This window comes from Paenibacillus oryzisoli (assembly GCF_001653565.1).
Classification (GTDB): Bacteria; Bacillota; Bacilli; order Paenibacillales; family NBRC-103111; genus Paenibacillus_E; species Paenibacillus_E oryzisoli.
Window position 1 is genome coordinate 148177 of sequence record NZ_LYPB01000069.1, and the last position, 18181, is coordinate 166357.

The following is an 18181-nucleotide window of genomic DNA, read 5'->3' on the forward strand; positions in this document are numbered from 1 at the left end:
ATATTTCTGACAATCCGATGAAGTAATTGCCTATGTTCATTCATTATTCATCCTCGACACAATAAACGTCATATCACTCATGCCAACTACGCCATCATGATCAATATCAGCCATTTGAGCTTCTGACCAATCGGAGCTTGAAGACGTACTGCCATAGTAATAAGCGACAATGCCTAGATCTCCGACCGTAATACCTGGTTGGTTATTGAGATTACCCGTTTCGGTCAGAATTCTTCCTAATTCAAAATGGCTTATCGCTGTCTCTACTGCTTGACGAGCAGTATCCACTTCAGCTTGTGTAACTGTATCTGATTGCACAACCGACTTCGCAGCAAGAATCGCTGCCGCAAGTGCTGGACCGCGAAGCGCAATAGAACCAGGGAAGTAATTGCCGATGGCATTACCCTCGACAGCCCCTTGCATGAGAGCTTCTCCCTCAGCGATCTTAGAAATCAGCAGCTCTTTATTTACATTACCGAGAATTTGAATTGTATAACTGCCATCTGCCACGTTCGTTTCGACACCTAGCCCGTTGGCAATCTTCACTTGCCTAACTACCAAACTTGAAGCTTGCGGAGTAACCGTTTCTTTGGCTGCGAAATTCATTTCAACTACACTCGCTGCGCCTGTTATCACATTGCTGCTGCCCAAACTAGCCAGAATGAAATGAACCTTACCCTGTTCGGCATCATGCTGCTCCTGAACAATGCCAATACCGCTTCGCAAGCTGTGGGAACTTACGTAGATGAAGCGTTCCGGATCATACACAACTGTAAATTGAATGGCAGATGCGTTCACCGCATTCTTAAGTCCTACCGTTACAGCCATTTCCGCACCTGAGTGGACATTCGTAGGCCCCGTTACGACTACGCTCGGATTTGTCTCTGGTTCAGGTTCTGGTTCTGTCACGGGATGATTCTGAATTTGAAAAGAAACCTGCGCAACGTTATAAACAGCATCCGTCACGGTTAAACGATAAGAACCTGGTTCGTGGATCACTGTCCCTGACAAGAAGTTCGGGTTCACCAAGATTTCGGTCTGTAACATGACATTGGATAGAACATAATCTTTCACCCATTCACTTATTTCTTTATCTAGAATGCCATCTAAGGCTTCGATCTGAGAAACGATTTCATACGTGCCTATCTCACTTTGTTGTTCTCCTTCTGACGTTGACATCAGATAAAGCTTCGCTTTACCTTCCATAAATACGGGAGAAACGTCTTCCGAATAGATTTGGCCATTTACGACGCCCGTTATAACGGGTGCGGTCGTGTCGATTGTGAAACGAATCACTGTCACATGTCCATTTAAGTCAAGCAGGGAGAAAATATAGGCGCCTTCCTGCTCAATCCATTTACCAGAAGTGTAGGACTGATAATCTCCTCCGTTGCGAGACAACGTCCCTTGTCCCGAACTGTACGCGATCTTGACTGGTTGATTGTAGGAGGCACCGTCTTGAACGCCTTCGAAGAGTGCGCTAGGGAATGCAATGGAGAAATTAACCGTTGTCGTCTGAGTCTGATAGGTCACACGAAGAACATAATTGCCAGGTTGCGTTATGGGAGATCCTGAGAGGTATACAACTGGCGCTTCACTATTTCGAGTGAGCCAAGCTTCCCCTCGATCATAGGTGGCCGAAACCACACTTGGATAGATCTGTCCAGTCGTCACTCCTGAGACAACGGGAGCTGCGACAATGGGATGCTGTTCCTCATAAGCACCGATATCCGTCCCATCCCCTACCGGCCTAGGATTCCCTAGGTAATCAACTGTGAGGCCGACATTTGCCCCCGCATCAATAGCCGGCGAACTAGGTTGCAAGGCATAGTTCGCTTGATTCGCATTTAGGAAGAGTGGGTCCCCCACTATCGCATGCGAATCCTGATTTTTTTCAACTGAATAACTGCTTGGAGATCCAAACATTTGATTCGCTTTGTAGATTTTCTCCGTACCGCCCTGATTCCAGTACACACCGCCAGCAGTGGCATCCGAACGTGTGTATAAATTATGATCGATGGCAAGCCCGCTTATTGCAGCGTCATTATCCGCATGAAAGGACAGCATATAGTTCCCTTCATTGCCAGCAATCAGATTGTTCATGATACTTACGTCATTCATCGTACCTTTAGCTCCTGCAACCGATGACCCCTGAACACGAATGAACACCGCCGCTTCCCTGTTAACTGTATCCGCTTTGAAACGTGAATTGGCAATCGTGTTGTTATACACGGTTGTGCCATCAATGTAACCCGATCTCGTATTTAAATAAATAGCCGAATTGAAAAAGTCGACAGACGTAACCTTGCCCACATGGTCAATGACATTATTGCGGATAGCTGTATGCGTGGCATCCCCTGTAGCCGTAAAAATGAGAACTCCCGTACGATACAGATCATGAATGTGGTTTTGCTTAATCGACGTATCGGTGGAAGAATCTACTAGAATACCCGCGTGATATAAGTTCCCCTTAGCAGATGTCCCTCCTTTGCCTTTGTAAATATCTCTGCCAATCTGCTCTATCTCATTCTTTTCAATCACATTCTGTTTTGAATTTAATCCAGCCGCTCCTCCAACGATTTGGATTCCGACCGTATCACCATCATCCGTATCAAGTAGTCCGATGCTGTGTACACGATTGCCACTTATGACATTATTGGAAGCCCCTCCTTCTAGGGCAATCCCGAAGTAATTCATATCGTAGATTTGGTTATTCAGAAGTTGATTATAGCTGGCTCCGCTGATGCGCACTCCCGCTCTGTCGACACCATGAATATTGGAATTTTGAACCGTGACATGATGACTCCCTGTACCAATAAATACGACAAAGTCATATCCGCCACGGAAATCTATTCCATCCAGGAGAATATAATTCTTACCATTTGACGAAAAAGCAAAGGTGCCGTTTTTATTTGCTATTTCGATGACATGATCGTTGGCAACACCCGTGGACGGTTTGTAGTAAACGCTTCCCGTGACGGAATCTGCAACAAAGGAGCCAGGCGTCAACGAACCGATTGTCGGTCCCGGCAATCTAGCATCGATATGATTGCCTTTCAGCCTTTTTCCATCCTCAAGCACGGTGACCCTTAGTCCATCCCCGGTCAGCCCCGTTTTCTTGTATTCACCATTCGCATCTGGGCCGATCCACGTATCCATGCGTGACCCGCCACTGATGATCGGCTTGCCCAACGTTGGATCTCCATAAGAGCCATATTGAATTGGATTTCCGTCTACGCCAGAGCTTGATGGCCGAAGCGTAACGCCTTGCCACACTTCCCCCCGCTTAAACAAGACTTGGTCTCCAGGCTGCAACGTTACGCTATTTAACTTCGTGATCGTCTTCCAGGCATGTTCAGACGAAATTCCGTCATTGCCGTCATTCCCTATCGAGGCATCCACATAATAAGTTGCTCCGGCAGCATAAGTCACATGAGACAGTGACAGCACACTGAGTAATCCAACACACAGAAACAAGAAGAGAACGATCTCTTTGCGAATCTGTTTGATTAACAAATCATTTGCCTCCTTTTGGCTACTTCATTTGGTTACTTCTTTCTATTTAAACGCTATTTCTAGCATCAGGAAATAAAGCTGTCCGTAACAACAAATAATTTAATCTGAATATTCAGTAAATTAATGTTAGTAGTAGACAGCCCTGTTCCCTCCCGGCCATATGCTGAACTTAGGCCGGGATTACATAAGGATAATCATTATTTTTTCGTATACCATTCATTCATCGCGTCAATAGCAGCCGTGCCTCCACGGGAGTTAAACTCCTTAACAAATGCGTCCCATTCATTTAAATTCCGAGCACCCATAATAAATTTGACAACATTCTCATTCTTGAACGTAGTCAGATCAGTAAGCTTTTTATCATAAGCATCAATAGAAGGGGCATAGAAAGTCTCTTCTTTTACCTGTGCGTTCTTGGTTAACGGTTCATAGTAAGGAACGAAGCCTTTTGCCGCTAGTCGATTCTGGAAATTCTCTTTCGTATCCATAATTTGATACAGAATTCTCCAGCCAATAGCTGTGCTTTGTTCAACCGTTTGATTCACTTTGCCATTCTCCACTTTATAATCCGTGCCTTCAATACCGTAATCCTGGAGTTTCAGCGCTTCAGGTGACGAGAAGTAATTGAGGAATTCCGCCATGCCTTCCGGATTTTTGGCTCCTTTCGGAATCGTTGAGAAACGATTGGTTACCGGTTCTTGGATGATGCCCGATTTGCCAGTTGCCCCTACAGGAAGCGTTGTATAGGCCGTTTTGGCTGTCGGTATTTTAACTGCTAATGTGTCCGCAATCGTTTTCGCTTCCCACCAGAAGATATCTGCTGCAGCCGCTTGCCCGCTAATAATCTTATCTTTGACGTTAGAAATTTTGGTTACTGCAAACTCCCGATCGACGAGCCCTTCATCATAGAGTTTCTTCATAAAAGTAAGAAATTCTTTGAATTCTGGCTGTGTATACGCAAATTCCAGTTTGCCGTTCTTCACAACGGTTCTGGAACTGACTCCGAAGGCACCTGCAATGGATCCTAACGAAGTATCAATGTCTTCTGGGCCTCCAGCGGCAAAGGTGAAGGGAATCATGCCTTTTTTCTCTTTAATCGTTTTGAAAACTTGATAGTATTCGTCTAGCGTGGTTGGTTGTTTTAAGTTCAGCTCAGCCAGTAAATCAGTTCGAAGTAATAACCCTTTCGCCAACGATGTCGTATTCGGGTAAGGGAACGCGTACAATTTACCATCAACTCGGCCTACGTCTAACTCTTCCTTCGTGAGCAGCTTTTGGTAATTTGGCGCTTTCTTAATCAGATCGTCCAAAGGTAGGAATGCCCCTTGACGAGCGAGCTTGTAGAAATCTTCCTTACTACCGATCGGCAGCAAATCCGGCACATCACCAGAAGCTAAGATGAGAGAAATCTTCTGTTTCGAATCATCTTTGGGCAGTAATTCAAATGTTGGATTGTAACCCGACTTTTGTTGATGTAAAGCAAAAATCGGATTATTGTTAATCTCCATTCCGCTCTTAAATGTTTCCGCCGCCGTATTATAGACATTTACGATTTTAACATTTTTATTCTTCGGCGAGGCTGATGCTGTTGTAGAACTTGTCGGTCCCGTTGAAGATGATGATTGCGCATTATCCCCCCCATTGGACGAACAACCTACAGCTAACATGGATAGGGCAATTAATGAAACGAATACTTTCCTTCTTTCTCTCTTCATCTTGCAACCTCCTTATTTATAAGTAGATCCTTGGTTCTATATGAAGGGCGTCCCCTTGAACCCACAACTGCGTCCTTACTCCTTAACAGCTCCTACCAATGCACCCTTTACGAAATACTTCTGCAGGAAAGGATAGATCAGCAGAATAGGCACAACCGCTGCGATGATCGTCGCTGCTCGGATGGATTCTGGTGCGGAATTCATCAGTGCCTCTACATTACTCATACTGACATTGTTCTCATCTTGAATGATGGACATCAAATAGACTTGCAATGGCATGAGATTGCGGTCTGTGATGTACAGCATGGCGCTAAAGAAGTTGTTCCAATAGCCAACTGCATAGAACATCGAGATCGTGGCGATCGAAGACATCGACAAAGGCACATAAATCGAAAATAAGATACGCGTATTCGAAGCACCATCTATTTTGGCAGACTCATCTAAAGCATCTGGAATACCCATAAAGAAACTTCGCATTAAGATCAGGTTAAAAGGCGCAACGAGTGTCGGAATGATCATGGACCAGATCGTATTCGTCATGCCGATTCCTTTCACAACGAGATACGTCGGAATGATGCCGCCACTAAAGAACATTGTAAGTACATATAGGAATAAGATGAACCTACGGCCAGGGAAACCAGCCTTGGATAAGGGATACGCTGCTAGCATCGTAATGAGCAGACTAAGTAATGTACCTACGAGCGTAATAAAGACGGAATTGCCAAATGTTTTGATAAATTGTTGGTTATTCAATACATAGGCAAAAGAATCAAAGTGCATTCCCTTTGGCCAAAATGTGATTTCATGAGCTAGTACATAAGATTCATCACTTAGGGCTTTGGCCAATAAATGGATAAATGGCAGCAACATAGATAGGCCAAGCAGCGATAGGCACATATAATTCAGCCACCCGAAAGCTTTCTCACCTTTTGAATAAATCATTGGAGCGATCTCCCTTCCTTCATCTGATTAATAGACACCTTCTTCACCCATTCTCCTAGCAAACCAGTTGGCACAAACCAGAAGGATACAACCGATCACAGATTTAAAAAGGCCGGCTGCCGACGTAAGGCCAAATTCCATTTTGCCAAAAGCTTCTCGGAAGACGTAAGTGTCAATAATATCAGATACATCGTAGACCGCAGGATTGTACATAATCAGCACCTGCTCGAGACCAGCGTCCAAGAGATGGCCGATTCTAAGCAATAGGATCACAATGATTGTAGAACGCATGCCAGGGATCATAATGTGCCAAATTTGTTTAAAGCGATTGGCACCATCCATGATGGAGGCTTGATAGAGCTCCGTATTAATCCCGAGTATAGCAGCCAAGTAGATGATTGCCGCCCATCCGGTTTCCTTCCAAATTTCGGACAGTACCAATATCCATCGGAATTTACCAGGATCCGCCATAAAAAAGATCGGTTCACCGCCGAGCGCTTTAATGAACGAATTGACGATACCTGAACCCGGCGATAGCAGATCGATGAAAATCCCTCCGACAACGACCCAAGAGATGAAATGAGGGATGTACGTGATCGTTTGGATTGTCCTTTTAAGAAAAACATGGCTCATCTCATTAATTAATATCGCTAAGATGATAGGAGCAGGAAATCCGAAAACCAACTTCATTAAACTAATCACTAATGTATTTCGAATGATCCTGGGAAACTCGTCATAAGCGAATAGTGTTCGAAAGTGCTCCAAGCCAATCCATGGACTATCCATCACACCCTGAATAATATTGTAGTCCTTAAAAGCAATGACAACGCCATACATCGGTGTGTACCGGAATATGATCAGAAAGACGAGTCCCGGAATGGACATCAAGTATAGATCCCAATGTTTGGTCATGGTTTTCCATAGTTTAGTTGGGATGCTTGTTTGCTGCATGGTTCGCGTTGATGAAATGTTCGTGTTCATGTTCATGGTGCCCCTCCTCTGCTAGATAAGTGATCGTGCTGCTTTCGATACTCTTATCTTACAGAGGGCTGAATACGTTTCCAATGCTACTGGCATGACATCGTATGCAACTTTCATGACTTCCATCTCTTAATCCTTTGATAGAATGACCTACTTGTTCAGGTCCCCTGGCTTCATTCCCCAGTACTTATGAAACGCCTTGGAGAAATAGTTAACATGTCGGAAACCGACCTGTTCAGCTGCTTCATACACCTTTGCACCTTGAACAAGCAAGGCTTTGGCCCGCTCCATTCTGCGTTCCAGCACATAATCGGTGAACGACATCCCCATCTCTTCTTTGAACAATCGACTCAAATAAGATGAATTCATATATAGGATTTCCGATATTCGGTATAAGCTAATATCTTCATGCAATCTCGTATCAATGAGTTTCAGAATATCGGTAACGGATTGTTTGGTGCTGTTTTTTCGGCTTTCGTTCACAAACAGACAGATGCGTCCAATGACGCGAATCATCCATTCCTGGATTTGTTCTCTCGTAAGCAGTTGATTCAGACTCTCGAAATACGTATAATCATCCCCCGTTACTTCCGTGAGCAGCCACTGTCTGGCATGAATGAACCTACTGAGCATGCCGCTGATATGAATCAGAAATTCTCGTACCTCCGGCACGCTGCCCGTCGAGAAGGCAGAACGAATCAACTGTCCGGCCACCTCCTTGGCCTGCTGCTCATCCCCTAGCTCAAACGAAGTTTCCAGTTGTTTCTCCATATCCCCGAGCGACGTCCATTTATTCGCAGCAGAAGGATTCTCATGAAACGTAATTGCAATGTTATGTCCGTAGACGATTCGCGTCTGCAGGGCCATCTTGGCTTTTAAATAAGCGTCAGGAAGCAGTTCTTTGGCATCAACAATGGGACCGATTCCTGCACTTGCTGTAATTTTCAAGCTATCCTTGGTCATCGTCAATACATCGGTAACCGCATGATTTACGCGCTGGTAGAAATCCATCCTGTTTTCATCCAGAACTCCCATAAATAAAACAATCGTGGTCCCATCCGTTTCCTGTACGATGAAGGCTGACGTTTCAGCTAAACGTTCCTTCGCTACGCCGTTTAACGAGAATAACAGCAGCGATCTGTCAGATGGAAGAAATCGCGTATCATCCTCATTAAGCGGATCGATATCCAAAATAACGGGAATATACAGCTGGTCCGGCAGCTTCAGGTGCACCTCTTCTCCCCTCTTATCCAACTCCCAGCTCGCATAGTTGCCTGTTAGCCAATTCCTGTAAAAAGATTCATGCAGACGAGGGAGATGCGTCCTCCATCTTTCCTTCAGCAGATCATACTGATGTTTCTCTTCCAGTTCCAACCTCCTCTTGCTGGCTGCATCGAGAACGCTCTCCAAGATACGATCGTTGCTTGCTGGCTTAAGGACATATTTGCTTACCCCATATTCAATGCTTTCTCTTGCGTAATCGAATTCATCATGCCCCGTCAGCATGATCATTTTGATATGTCGGTGGTGCTGCTGCAACAAACGAGCCAGCTCCAATCCGCTCATCACGGGCATTTGGATATCTGTCAGAACAATGTCTGCTCCTATCTTCTCAACCAATCGCAGGGCTTCTTCACCCGTTCCAACGGCTCCGATTAGTTCTATACCATGCTCTTCCCAAGCAATGCCTTCGGCAATTCGATCCCTCAATCTGACTTCGTCTTCCACAATAAGCAGCTTCATTCCCATGCCTCGCTTTCATCTATTTGGTTATGTTGCCTCTTAACGGAACTGACGCCGACAGGAATAATCACCATTACTTTCGTTCCTTGGCCTGCGACACTCTCGATATGTAGATCAGCTTGTTCTCCATAGAACATCTTTAATCGGGATTTGACATTCTTGAGCGCAAAAAATTGCACCGAAGTCGATTCCTCTTCTCGTACGAGCAAGCGTGCTTGTCTGTCACTAATTTTTTCCAATTCTTCCTGTAATGTGTGCAGCGCATCTAGCTTCAATCCTATGCCCGTATCTTGAATAACAATCTGAAGGCATTGGTGCTCAACCGTAATCGTGAGTGTAAGGTTCCCTTGACCCGCAACTTTCTCCAAGCCATGTACGATGGCATTCTCAATTAATGGCTGAAGCAACAGTCGGAGCAGCGGAATCTTCCTCGCTTCAGGCTGCACCGTTACGTTAACCGTAAAGCGACCCAGCAGTCGGATTTGTTGAATACGAATATAATACATCAAGTGTTCAAGCGTTTCCTCGACCGTAAAAGTCTCACGACCTTTGCCAAGACTGACTCTGAAAAAGTTGGCTAAATTCATCACCATCTCGCTAACCTCATGCACGTCATGCTCTTCCGAAACGGTGTAAATACAATCTAGTGTGTTATACAGAAAATGGGGGTTAATTTGGGACTGAAGAAGCCTAAACTGAGATTTCGCTAGATGCAACTCTTTTTCGTAGCCTTCTTCAATTAACTCCTTTTGCTTACTGACCATCGTATTAAAAGAATTCATGACATACCCAAGCTCGTCTTGTCGTTGGTGCTGCACGAAGGCATTAAGATTTCCTATGCTGACTTGCTTCATCTGGGAAGACAAACGGAACAAGGGCCTGGAGATACCACTGTATACGAACACGGAAATGGAAAAAGCTAGGAGAATGCTCACGAACATAATCACGTAAGTAAAATTACGAATTTGATAATTCGATTGAAGTATTTCTTGTTCTTGCTGCTTAATCGTAAGTTCCCAACCTGAAGCCATTACGCCCGAGGAGTGGGCAAACAGCTTCGATTCATCTTGCCGCTCGCTTGCAGCTTGGACAATCACTGGCTTTCCTTTGTAAGACAAACTCATATCTGTTCTAGTGGATGGAATCAGCGGTTCGACGATATCCTTTAGTGCCGATGTTGCAATCGCCGTGATGACAAGATCCTTCTCTTGCGATTCCAAGTTATAGGGATCCATGATGCGAATGAAATAGATGCGATCCTCTTTCCAATAAGGTTGTAGGCTTCTTGTTTCCTGATCTGGCACATAAACGACCATCGCGCCATTGGCTTGAACGGCTTCTTGATACCACGGCTGATCGTACACATGATCAAAATGCACAATGCCCGTTTCATAGGAAAGTGCATTCCCCGTGCTGCCATGTATAACGGACATCTCCTGCACCATATGATTCACATTAATAATCGCTGATAATTGTTGCTGAACTTTCCGAAGCTCATATAAGCTCTCATTGGATATTTCTTTCGTCATTTTACTGAGAACCTCATTGACATTCTTATCTGAACTAATCAGGAAAGACATCTGTCCTACATTTTGCACGATTAAATCCAAGTAACCAACAGAGGTTAAAATGGACGCATGAACCCGATCACCGATCTGTCGTTTCAGGATGGACTGCGACATCTGATTACCGAACAGACTAACCGACACTAGGGGAAGCAGGATAAGGAGAAATAGCGTTGTTAATTTAAATTGAATGGATTTCTGAAATTTCTGACGAAGAAGCACATTGGCCTACCTCCTTTTAACCCTCATTCTAATCCGAAACCGTGCTAGATTAAAGGGAAATTATTACACCAACGAAATAGAGCCCCTTTCCCAGATTGGGAAAGCAGGCTCTATGGTTTGTGCTTATTTCATACCGTGTGCCCGCGATGTCGACATACTGGACAAGCCTCTATTAACGCGCGCTCGTATTACTTAAGAAATTTCCAAAAGCGTAAAAGCATGACGGCAGCTTCCGCTCTTGTTGCAACGCCATTTGGCACGAATTGATTCCCTACCCGTCCAACCAGAATCCCTCGTTCACGGATTGATTCAACATATGCCTTAGCCCAAGCTGGAATGCTTGCCTCATCAGCGAAAGCTAGGCTTTTCTCACTAGTAGCGTTCCAACTCATCACTTTAGCGACCATTGCAGCCATCTCTATCCGATTAACTGTCTGATTCGGCCTTATTGTCCCGTCTGAATAACCATCTAGAATTCCTTTGTCGACTGCTGTCCAGATCGTCGTGCGCGCCCATTCCGGAATGCTATTCTTATCGCTGAAAGGAAGCTCGCCCTCGTCGTTACTCTTGTCAATTCGAAGAGTTCTAAGCAGCATGGCGGCAAATTCAGTCCGCGTTACATAACCATCCGGTACGAAAGTGTCAGCAGTCATGCCAACTACAATTCCCAGCCCTGCTGCCTCACAAATCTCCACCTTAGCCCAATGCTTCCCAATATCCGTAAATGGACACCCTGAGACCGATGGCGTCGATGGAACTAATGGAGCAATACGATTAATTGTTAGCGTATAGTTGGTCACAGTTCCATCCTCAGCTTGAACCGCAATCTTCAGAACATTGGATCCCATTGCCAGTGGAACGGTACTTGTCTCACCTACACGTTCACCAAGCAATTTAATAATTGCAGAGGAGTCAGATGAAGCTAAGTGCAGCTCGACCTGTTCAGCATCTGTCTCTGCTGTATACATGGTAGTCCCTGGTGTGAATGCAGGCGATAGGCCCAGTGGCTTGCCTGAGATATACACGGTTAATTCAGCCAACTCAGCATTGCTTGATAGCGTTGTTTCCTGAGGCGGCGCTGCACTTACTGTAACAATAACTGCTTTGCCTGTAACTTCTACGCCGTTCAGATAAACGGTTACACTATGATTTCTAACAGACTGAGTCCCATTGTACGGAAGAGAAATGCTTCCTTCCGCGCTCGTATTACTACTGACAATTGCTGTCGCTGCTTCCACGCCGTCAATATAGACCTTGACTGTCTGTCCAGTTAGGTTGATGCCTGTCACTGTAACCGTTGTACTGCCTCCGGCACTCGGTAAGTTTACCGTGTTGGCAGATATATTCATAACGATAGGCACAGCAACGATAAAGCTGGCATTGGCTGCGTCAAGCGTATTGTGAATGACGTTCTTAACCACATTCCCAGCAACAATAACCTCGTATACACCATCATCCAGCATGCCATTAAAGCTTAGGGTAAATGTTCGAGAAGGCTCGTCATAGCTTGGCGTAAAAGTGGAGAAGCTGCCCCCGTCCTTCTTCATACTGATCAACGGAAGCGCATTTGCCGCTGTGAGCTGGGCTCCTCCAGCAATCCAATATACGGCCTCGCTGACTGAAACGGATACTTCCGCTGGGGGTGAAGCAAATTGTTGTTGATCTGTGAAACCTCCAAAAGAAACAACAGGCTGCGTCGTATCGTATAGTAAGCTCAACGTATTGGACGCCGTATTGTCATTCCCTACAACATCGGCTGCTGCCCCAGCGCCAACCGCTACTGTCACAACCTGACCACTCGTCATTGGCGTAATAGTCGCTGTGTAAGTAACCGCGCTTACGGAAACCAAATCTGATGCTGTGCCATTCACGACGACAAGCTCATTCTCAGCCAAACCATTAACGCCTTCACTAAAGGTAATCGTTACCGGGAAGGCTGCGTTTACAGTACCGCTTGCTGAACTGGATAGTGTTGCTGTTGGTGCGGTATTATCCAACACAAATGGGCTTGAAACAGCATCCTTCACATTGCCCACGTTGTCTGTTGCACGAATGTGCAAGTACCAGTTGCCATCCCCGCTTGTCTGGCTAAGCATATCCAAGTTGCTAAAGGTCGACCAGCCGCTTGTCGGAACGGCTGTTCCTTGCGTCCAGGCATATGTTAGTACAGCAGTATCCACGCCACTTTGCGTATCGCTGACCGTTACCTCAGTTGCTGCCGTTTTCGCCGCCGTTGTACGTCCATTCGTACCAAACTGCACACTCGGAGGCGTTGCATCAATCTCTAGTGTAATTGTATACGTTTGACTGGGTAGCAAATAGGGCTCGACACGCACAGGGATAACTGTGTTCGTGGTTGCTCCTGCTATGTTAATCGTCTTCGTGGCGCCACTTGGCAACAGCTCGTTGTTCACGTACATGACTGTTTGACCCGTGTTCGCAAGTGTCGGTGTTACATGGACACTAGGCTGCGAGTGCCCGTCATAATAATACGTGTAAGCCGTGACGGTGGGATTAAAGGCTTCAGTAAAGTTCCCTTCCTGCAAAGATAAGCCACTCAGCTTGGCATCGCCTGGTGCGGTCCGTTGACTATAATTATCACGCCCCCATCCGACGATCGTACCATCTGATTTCAGTGCAATTGAATGGTACGCTCCTGCAGCAATCGCAACCACTTCGTTCAGTCCGTTAGGAATACTGTTTAGGCCAGAAGCAGTGTTTCCCCAAGCAACAACGGTACCATCTGACTTCAGTGCAAGCGAATGGGCTGCACCCGCAGCGATCGCCACCACGCCGTTCAGCCCGCTAGGCACTGTTATTTGACCAATTTGATTGTGCCCCCATGCGACAACAGTACCGTCTGACTTCAGCGCTAGCGAATGGGAATCTCCTGCAGCGATTGCCACCACTCCGCTCAGACCGACTGGCACGGTACTTTGGTTACCAGGACTGTTGCTTCCCCATGCGACGACGGTGCCATCCGATTTCAAAGCCAACGAATGGCTTACCTCATTAGTGCCTGGCGTTCCTCCCGCGGCAATCGCCACCACATCTTTCAAACCAACCGGCACGGTGCTTTGACCATCCGAATTCCCCCCCCAAGCGACAACGGTACCGTCTGATTTCAACGCTAGCGAATGTCTCGCTCCCGCGGAGATTGCCACAACGCCGCTCAGTCCGCTAGGTACGCTTACTTGACCATCAGTATTAATTCCCCAGGCAACGACGGTTCCATCCGATTTCAGCGCCAGTGAATGGTAGGCACCTGCGGCAATGGCTACCACATTATTCAGCCCATTTGGCACGGTTGCTTGGCCACCAATATTGTTCCCCCAACCAGTGACGGTGCCATCTGATTTCAGCGCTAGCGAATGATATAACCCTGCGGAGATGCGATTTCCTTTGATTGGCGAAGATATCCCCGCCGGAATAGTCGTCTTACTGTCACTACCGTCTCCCCAAGCAACGACCGTGCCGTCCGATTTGAACGCGAGTGAATGTTTCACCCCTGTGGAGATTGCTATTACGTCGCTCAGGCCAACCGGCACGGTTAATTGGCCTTCCGTATTATCCCCCCATCCGATGACGGTACCATCGGATTTCAGTGCGAGCGAATGTTTTTCACCTGCCGTTACTGACACTACATCGTCCAAGCCTGCTGGCACACTCGATTGATTATCATTATTTAATCCCCACGCAACGACCGTGCCGTTCGATTTCAGTGCGAGTGAATGATGCGCACCCGCAGCAATCGCCACCACATTGTTCAGCCCCATCAACACGTTGGCTTGACCATCATCATTATTTCCCCATGCAACGACGGTGCCGTCTGATTTCAACGCGAGCGAATGGAGTCGGCCTGCGGATATCGCTACCACATTGGTCAGACCACTCGGCACGCTGGCTTGACCATCATCGTTATTTCCCCATGCAACGACCGTACCGTCTGATTTCAACGCGAGCGAATGTTGCCACCCTGCGGCAATCGCTATCACACTGCTCAGGCCACCCGGCACAGTTCTTTGGCCTTCTGTATTGTGTCCCCATCCGACGACCGTGCCGTCCGATTTCAACGCCAGCGAATATCGCCACCCTGCGGCAATCGACATCACACCACTCAGGCCCGCTGGCACGGTTGTTTGGCCTTCCGTGTTGTTCCCCCACGCGACTACCGTGCCATCTGCTTTTAATGCAAGAGAGTGCTTTTCCCCTGCTGAGACCTGAATACCTGCCAAACTTCTCATCCCATCTTGTGAAGCGTAGACCGATTGTAGACCGAATGGAACAATAGTGCTGAACAACACTACCAAGCTCAAAACAAGATAAACGATTCTTCTCCAGTTTAAATTCAACGATAACACTATGTACTCTCTCCTTCATCCGACATTATTGAACAATTATCTTTAATTAGTTTCAATTCATATTAACAGCATGCTCTGAAAGAATTATGAAAGAAACGAAGAGGAATAGCACCTGGCAAGTAGTCAGCCAACTATTTAGCCATTCAAAGCCTTATGGAAACTACCTTCATGGTCGATATATAGAGAGAGGGCGCTGGTGCGATGGTAGATGAATCTCTTTAAGTCAAACATAAGGAACTATTCAATGACTACAACTATGCAACATATTTTTATGATTGCTTCCGTGATTATGATGTGTATCATCTTTTACTTTTTATATGGGTTTAGAAAAGAGCGCGGTATCAACTATCTGATCGGTGTAATCGGGTGCCGAATTATTTATGCAAGTGGTGTGATTTGCGAGGGTAACAGTTATAGCTTAATGGGGAAACTTTTCTTCCGCAATATTCATCAAACAGCGTTAAATTTAATGGTCCCGTTCTTTGTCTTATTCGTACTTGAATTAGTCGCTTATGATAAGTTATTACGCACACGAGGGAAGATTGTGATGTTCGCGTTATTCGCGACTTGGTCCATGCTGATGTGGCTAGATGCAGACCTTCATATCATCTATCGTAAAATCGAACTCTTTAATGGTCATTTATTAACAACGAAAACCATCTATTCTATCACGTACGCTATGATTTGTTATAGTATCTTGGCTGTATGTTTTTATTTTCTGTTTCAGTATATAAGGAATACCCGTAAAGATTTGCGCAGCCCAGGGATGTGGGTTCTGTTTCTGATCTCATTCACGTTCATCATTGAGATTGTGAAATTATTCAAATCGGAATGGTCTTCATGGTTGCTTCCAATGTCGGTCTACTGTGGTTTCTTAGGCATGCTAGTACTAGTAATTATACTGCGGTACAAATTCTTTTCTCTTACTCCTTTTGCTAGAAATATTGTGCTCGATACCCTGCAGGAGAGTATTCTAATTGCGAATGCTTCAGGTAAAATTATTGATAGCAATAAACAGGCTTCCCATTGGTTTTCAGAGATGGGTTATGCAACAATTTCCGGGCGCAATATCTCGGAGCTATTGTCATCTTGGCCCAATTGGGCTATGTTATGCCAATCTATGCAACAAGGCAATATAGAGATTGATGCTTGGCTAGGCGGAGAAAGAAAATTCTACAGTGTGAACGTATATCCACTGCATACACTACGCAGACAGGGAGAAGGCAGTATTTCGCTTATCTTTGATATTACGGAGAAGCAGCGCCATCTGGAGCAGATTGCCCAACTCAACCAATTGAAGGATCAATTATTTACGATCGTGTCGCACGATATTCGTGGTCCGCTTGCCTTGCAATTTCAACTTGTTGAATTGCTGGAAGATGATCGAGACAGTTTCGGTACTGAACACCGGGCGATCGTTGAGATGCTGGGTGACCAGATTCGTAATACTCTCGGTATGACTGCTAATTTATTAGAATGGTTTCGCAGCCAGCGGGAAGACATGGCTCTTCGTCCACAGTCCTTGGAATTATCTGAAGTCGTCAAGGAAGGCTGCCATGTCCTGCATATTAGAAGTGGTGCCAAACAGATTATGGTTCATAATAACATTGCCTTAGGCACTCGAGTGTATGCCGATCGGGAAGCACTTGGATTAATTATTCGTAATTTATTATCCAACGCGATTAAATTTACGGGTTTAGGCGGTTCTATCCATATACAAGATGAGGTATCGGAAAATATGGTAATCATTTCTGTCCGCGATAATGGGATTGGTATGAAAGAGGAGCAGACTCGTCAGCTATTTAGCGACAAGCAGATTCATTCAATTCCCGGCACAATGGGAGAAAAAGGTGCAGGACTTGGTCTTCTCGTAAGTCGACAGTTTGTTGAGCGAAGTGGTGGAACTATGTGGGTGGAAAGTCAATTCGGGCAAGGAAGTGTCATTTACTTCACCATGAGAGGGGTACAGCGTAATGAAAGTTCTCATAATTGACGATGAGCCTGCCATGTTGTTCGTAATGAAGCGGATGCTAACAACAATAGAAGGCGTCGAGCTCGTAGGCAGCTTCCAGCATGCAGAGGAAGTACTGGACTTCGTGCGGAACGGAGTTGTGGATCTAGCATTTCTAGACATCAAGATTGCTGAGGATAACGGATTAGAGCTGGCCCGCCGCTTGCGTTCGCTTCGCTCCGAACTTGACATCGTATTTATCACCTCACACTCAGAGTTTGCGCTTCATGCCTACGATGTCTATCCATTAGACTATATGGTTAAGCCTATATCTAGGAACCGGCTGGCACAGACAATTGCGAAAGCATCTAGCAGACAAAGTGTTTCTTCTGATGAGGTTATCGACCTCATGCTTCCTCGGCTGACAGTTCGGGGGATAGGTTGCCTTGAGGCCAGTACGAAACAAATGGGCGCTGTGAAATGGATTTCCAAAAAAAGCATGGAATTATTCGCCTATTTACTCCTTAACCGAGGGCGAAGCGTAAGCAAAATTCGTATTTTGGAGGATATTTTTCCCGAGAGGCCTCTTAAGAACGCAGAAACCTATCTCAATACGATCGTTTATCAACTAAGGAAAGCATTGTCTCCACACGGGTTCAAGGAAATGATCATTTCAGCACAAGAACAGTATCGTATAGACTTGGATCAAGCAGATGTTGATTTCATTCAATTTGAGCAAGGTCTGAAAGAATTATCCGAAATTAATGAAGCCAATATTGAGGCGGCAATCGATCTAGAGAAACAGTTTACAGGGGAACTGTTCGAGAATAATTCGTTCGTATGGGCAACCGTGGAACATGAGCGGTTGGCTATCCTCTATAATTCCTTTGCCAAACGTCTTGCCAATTGGCTACTAACCCAGCAGCAATTTAGAGAAGCTGCGCAAATTGTTAGAAGACTGGTATCTCGTAATGAATTTGAGGAAGAGTCCAATCTACTCCTATTGCATATCTACGGAGCGACAGGAGATCAACAATCCCTGCATAGCCATTACGAGCACTACAAGCAATTGCTGCTTCAAGAGCTTGACCTGCAGCCTTCTACAATTGTGCAACAGCTTTATGAACAATATTCTTGATTGACGTCTGGTGTTAGGACATGAAGGTGTAGGCTACTACTATGCAC

At 45.6% G+C, this 18181-nt stretch carries 9 protein-coding genes; 2 read left to right on the forward strand and 7 right to left on the reverse strand.

Annotated features, from left to right (window positions below; translation table 11 throughout):
- Positions 1–36: 36 nt before the first annotated feature.
- The 7 genes from A8708_RS15390 to A8708_RS15420 form a co-directional block, all read right to left on the reverse strand.
- Positions 37–3516 carry a right-handed parallel beta-helix repeat-containing protein gene (locus A8708_RS15390; RefSeq protein ID WP_068664884.1) on the reverse strand — a complete coding sequence of 1160 codons (3480 nt, stop codon included), beginning with the start codon at positions 3514–3516 and terminating at the stop codon, positions 37–39.
- A 197-nt stretch (positions 3517–3713) separates the two neighbouring features.
- Positions 3714–5231 carry an extracellular solute-binding protein gene (locus tag A8708_RS15395; RefSeq protein WP_068664886.1) on the reverse strand — a complete coding sequence of 506 codons (1518 nt, stop codon included), beginning with the start codon at positions 5229–5231 and terminating at the stop codon, positions 3714–3716.
- A 75-nt stretch (positions 5232–5306) separates the two neighbouring features.
- Positions 5307–6173 carry a carbohydrate ABC transporter permease gene (locus A8708_RS15400; RefSeq protein ID WP_068664889.1) on the reverse strand — a complete coding sequence of 289 codons (867 nt, stop codon included), beginning with the start codon at positions 6171–6173 and terminating at the stop codon, positions 5307–5309.
- Between the two features lie 27 nt (positions 6174–6200).
- The gene (locus A8708_RS15405; RefSeq protein ID WP_239696702.1) at positions 6201–7160 is read right to left on the reverse strand and encodes an ABC transporter permease; all 960 of its coding nucleotides are present in this window, start codon (positions 7158–7160) and stop codon (positions 6201–6203) included.
- Between the two features lie 144 nt (positions 7161–7304).
- On the reverse strand, positions 7305–8903 hold the full coding sequence (locus A8708_RS15410; protein ID WP_082927531.1) for a response regulator transcription factor: 1599 nt from the start codon (positions 8901–8903) through the stop codon (positions 7305–7307).
- Positions 8894–10684 carry a sensor histidine kinase gene (locus A8708_RS15415; RefSeq protein ID WP_068664893.1) on the reverse strand — a complete coding sequence of 597 codons (1791 nt, stop codon included), beginning with the start codon at positions 10682–10684 and terminating at the stop codon, positions 8894–8896. Before A8708_RS15415 ends, A8708_RS15410 begins: the two co-directional genes overlap by 10 nt.
- Before the next feature lie 188 nt (positions 10685–10872).
- Positions 10873–15045 (reverse strand): RCC1 domain-containing protein, encoded by a 4173-nt coding sequence (locus A8708_RS15420; protein ID WP_068664895.1) that lies wholly within the window; start codon positions 15043–15045, stop codon positions 10873–10875.
- A gap of 244 nt (positions 15046–15289) precedes the next feature.
- Here A8708_RS15420 and A8708_RS15425 point away from each other — a divergent pair, with 244 nt between their 5' ends.
- Positions 15290–17038, forward strand: coding sequence for a sensor histidine kinase (locus A8708_RS15425; protein WP_068664897.1), 1749 nt, complete (start codon positions 15290–15292; stop codon positions 17036–17038).
- Positions 17019–18134 (forward strand): response regulator, encoded by a 1116-nt coding sequence (locus A8708_RS15430; RefSeq protein ID WP_068664899.1) that lies wholly within the window; start codon positions 17019–17021, stop codon positions 18132–18134. Before A8708_RS15425 ends, A8708_RS15430 begins: the two co-directional genes overlap by 20 nt.
- Positions 18135–18181 lie beyond the last annotated feature (47 nt).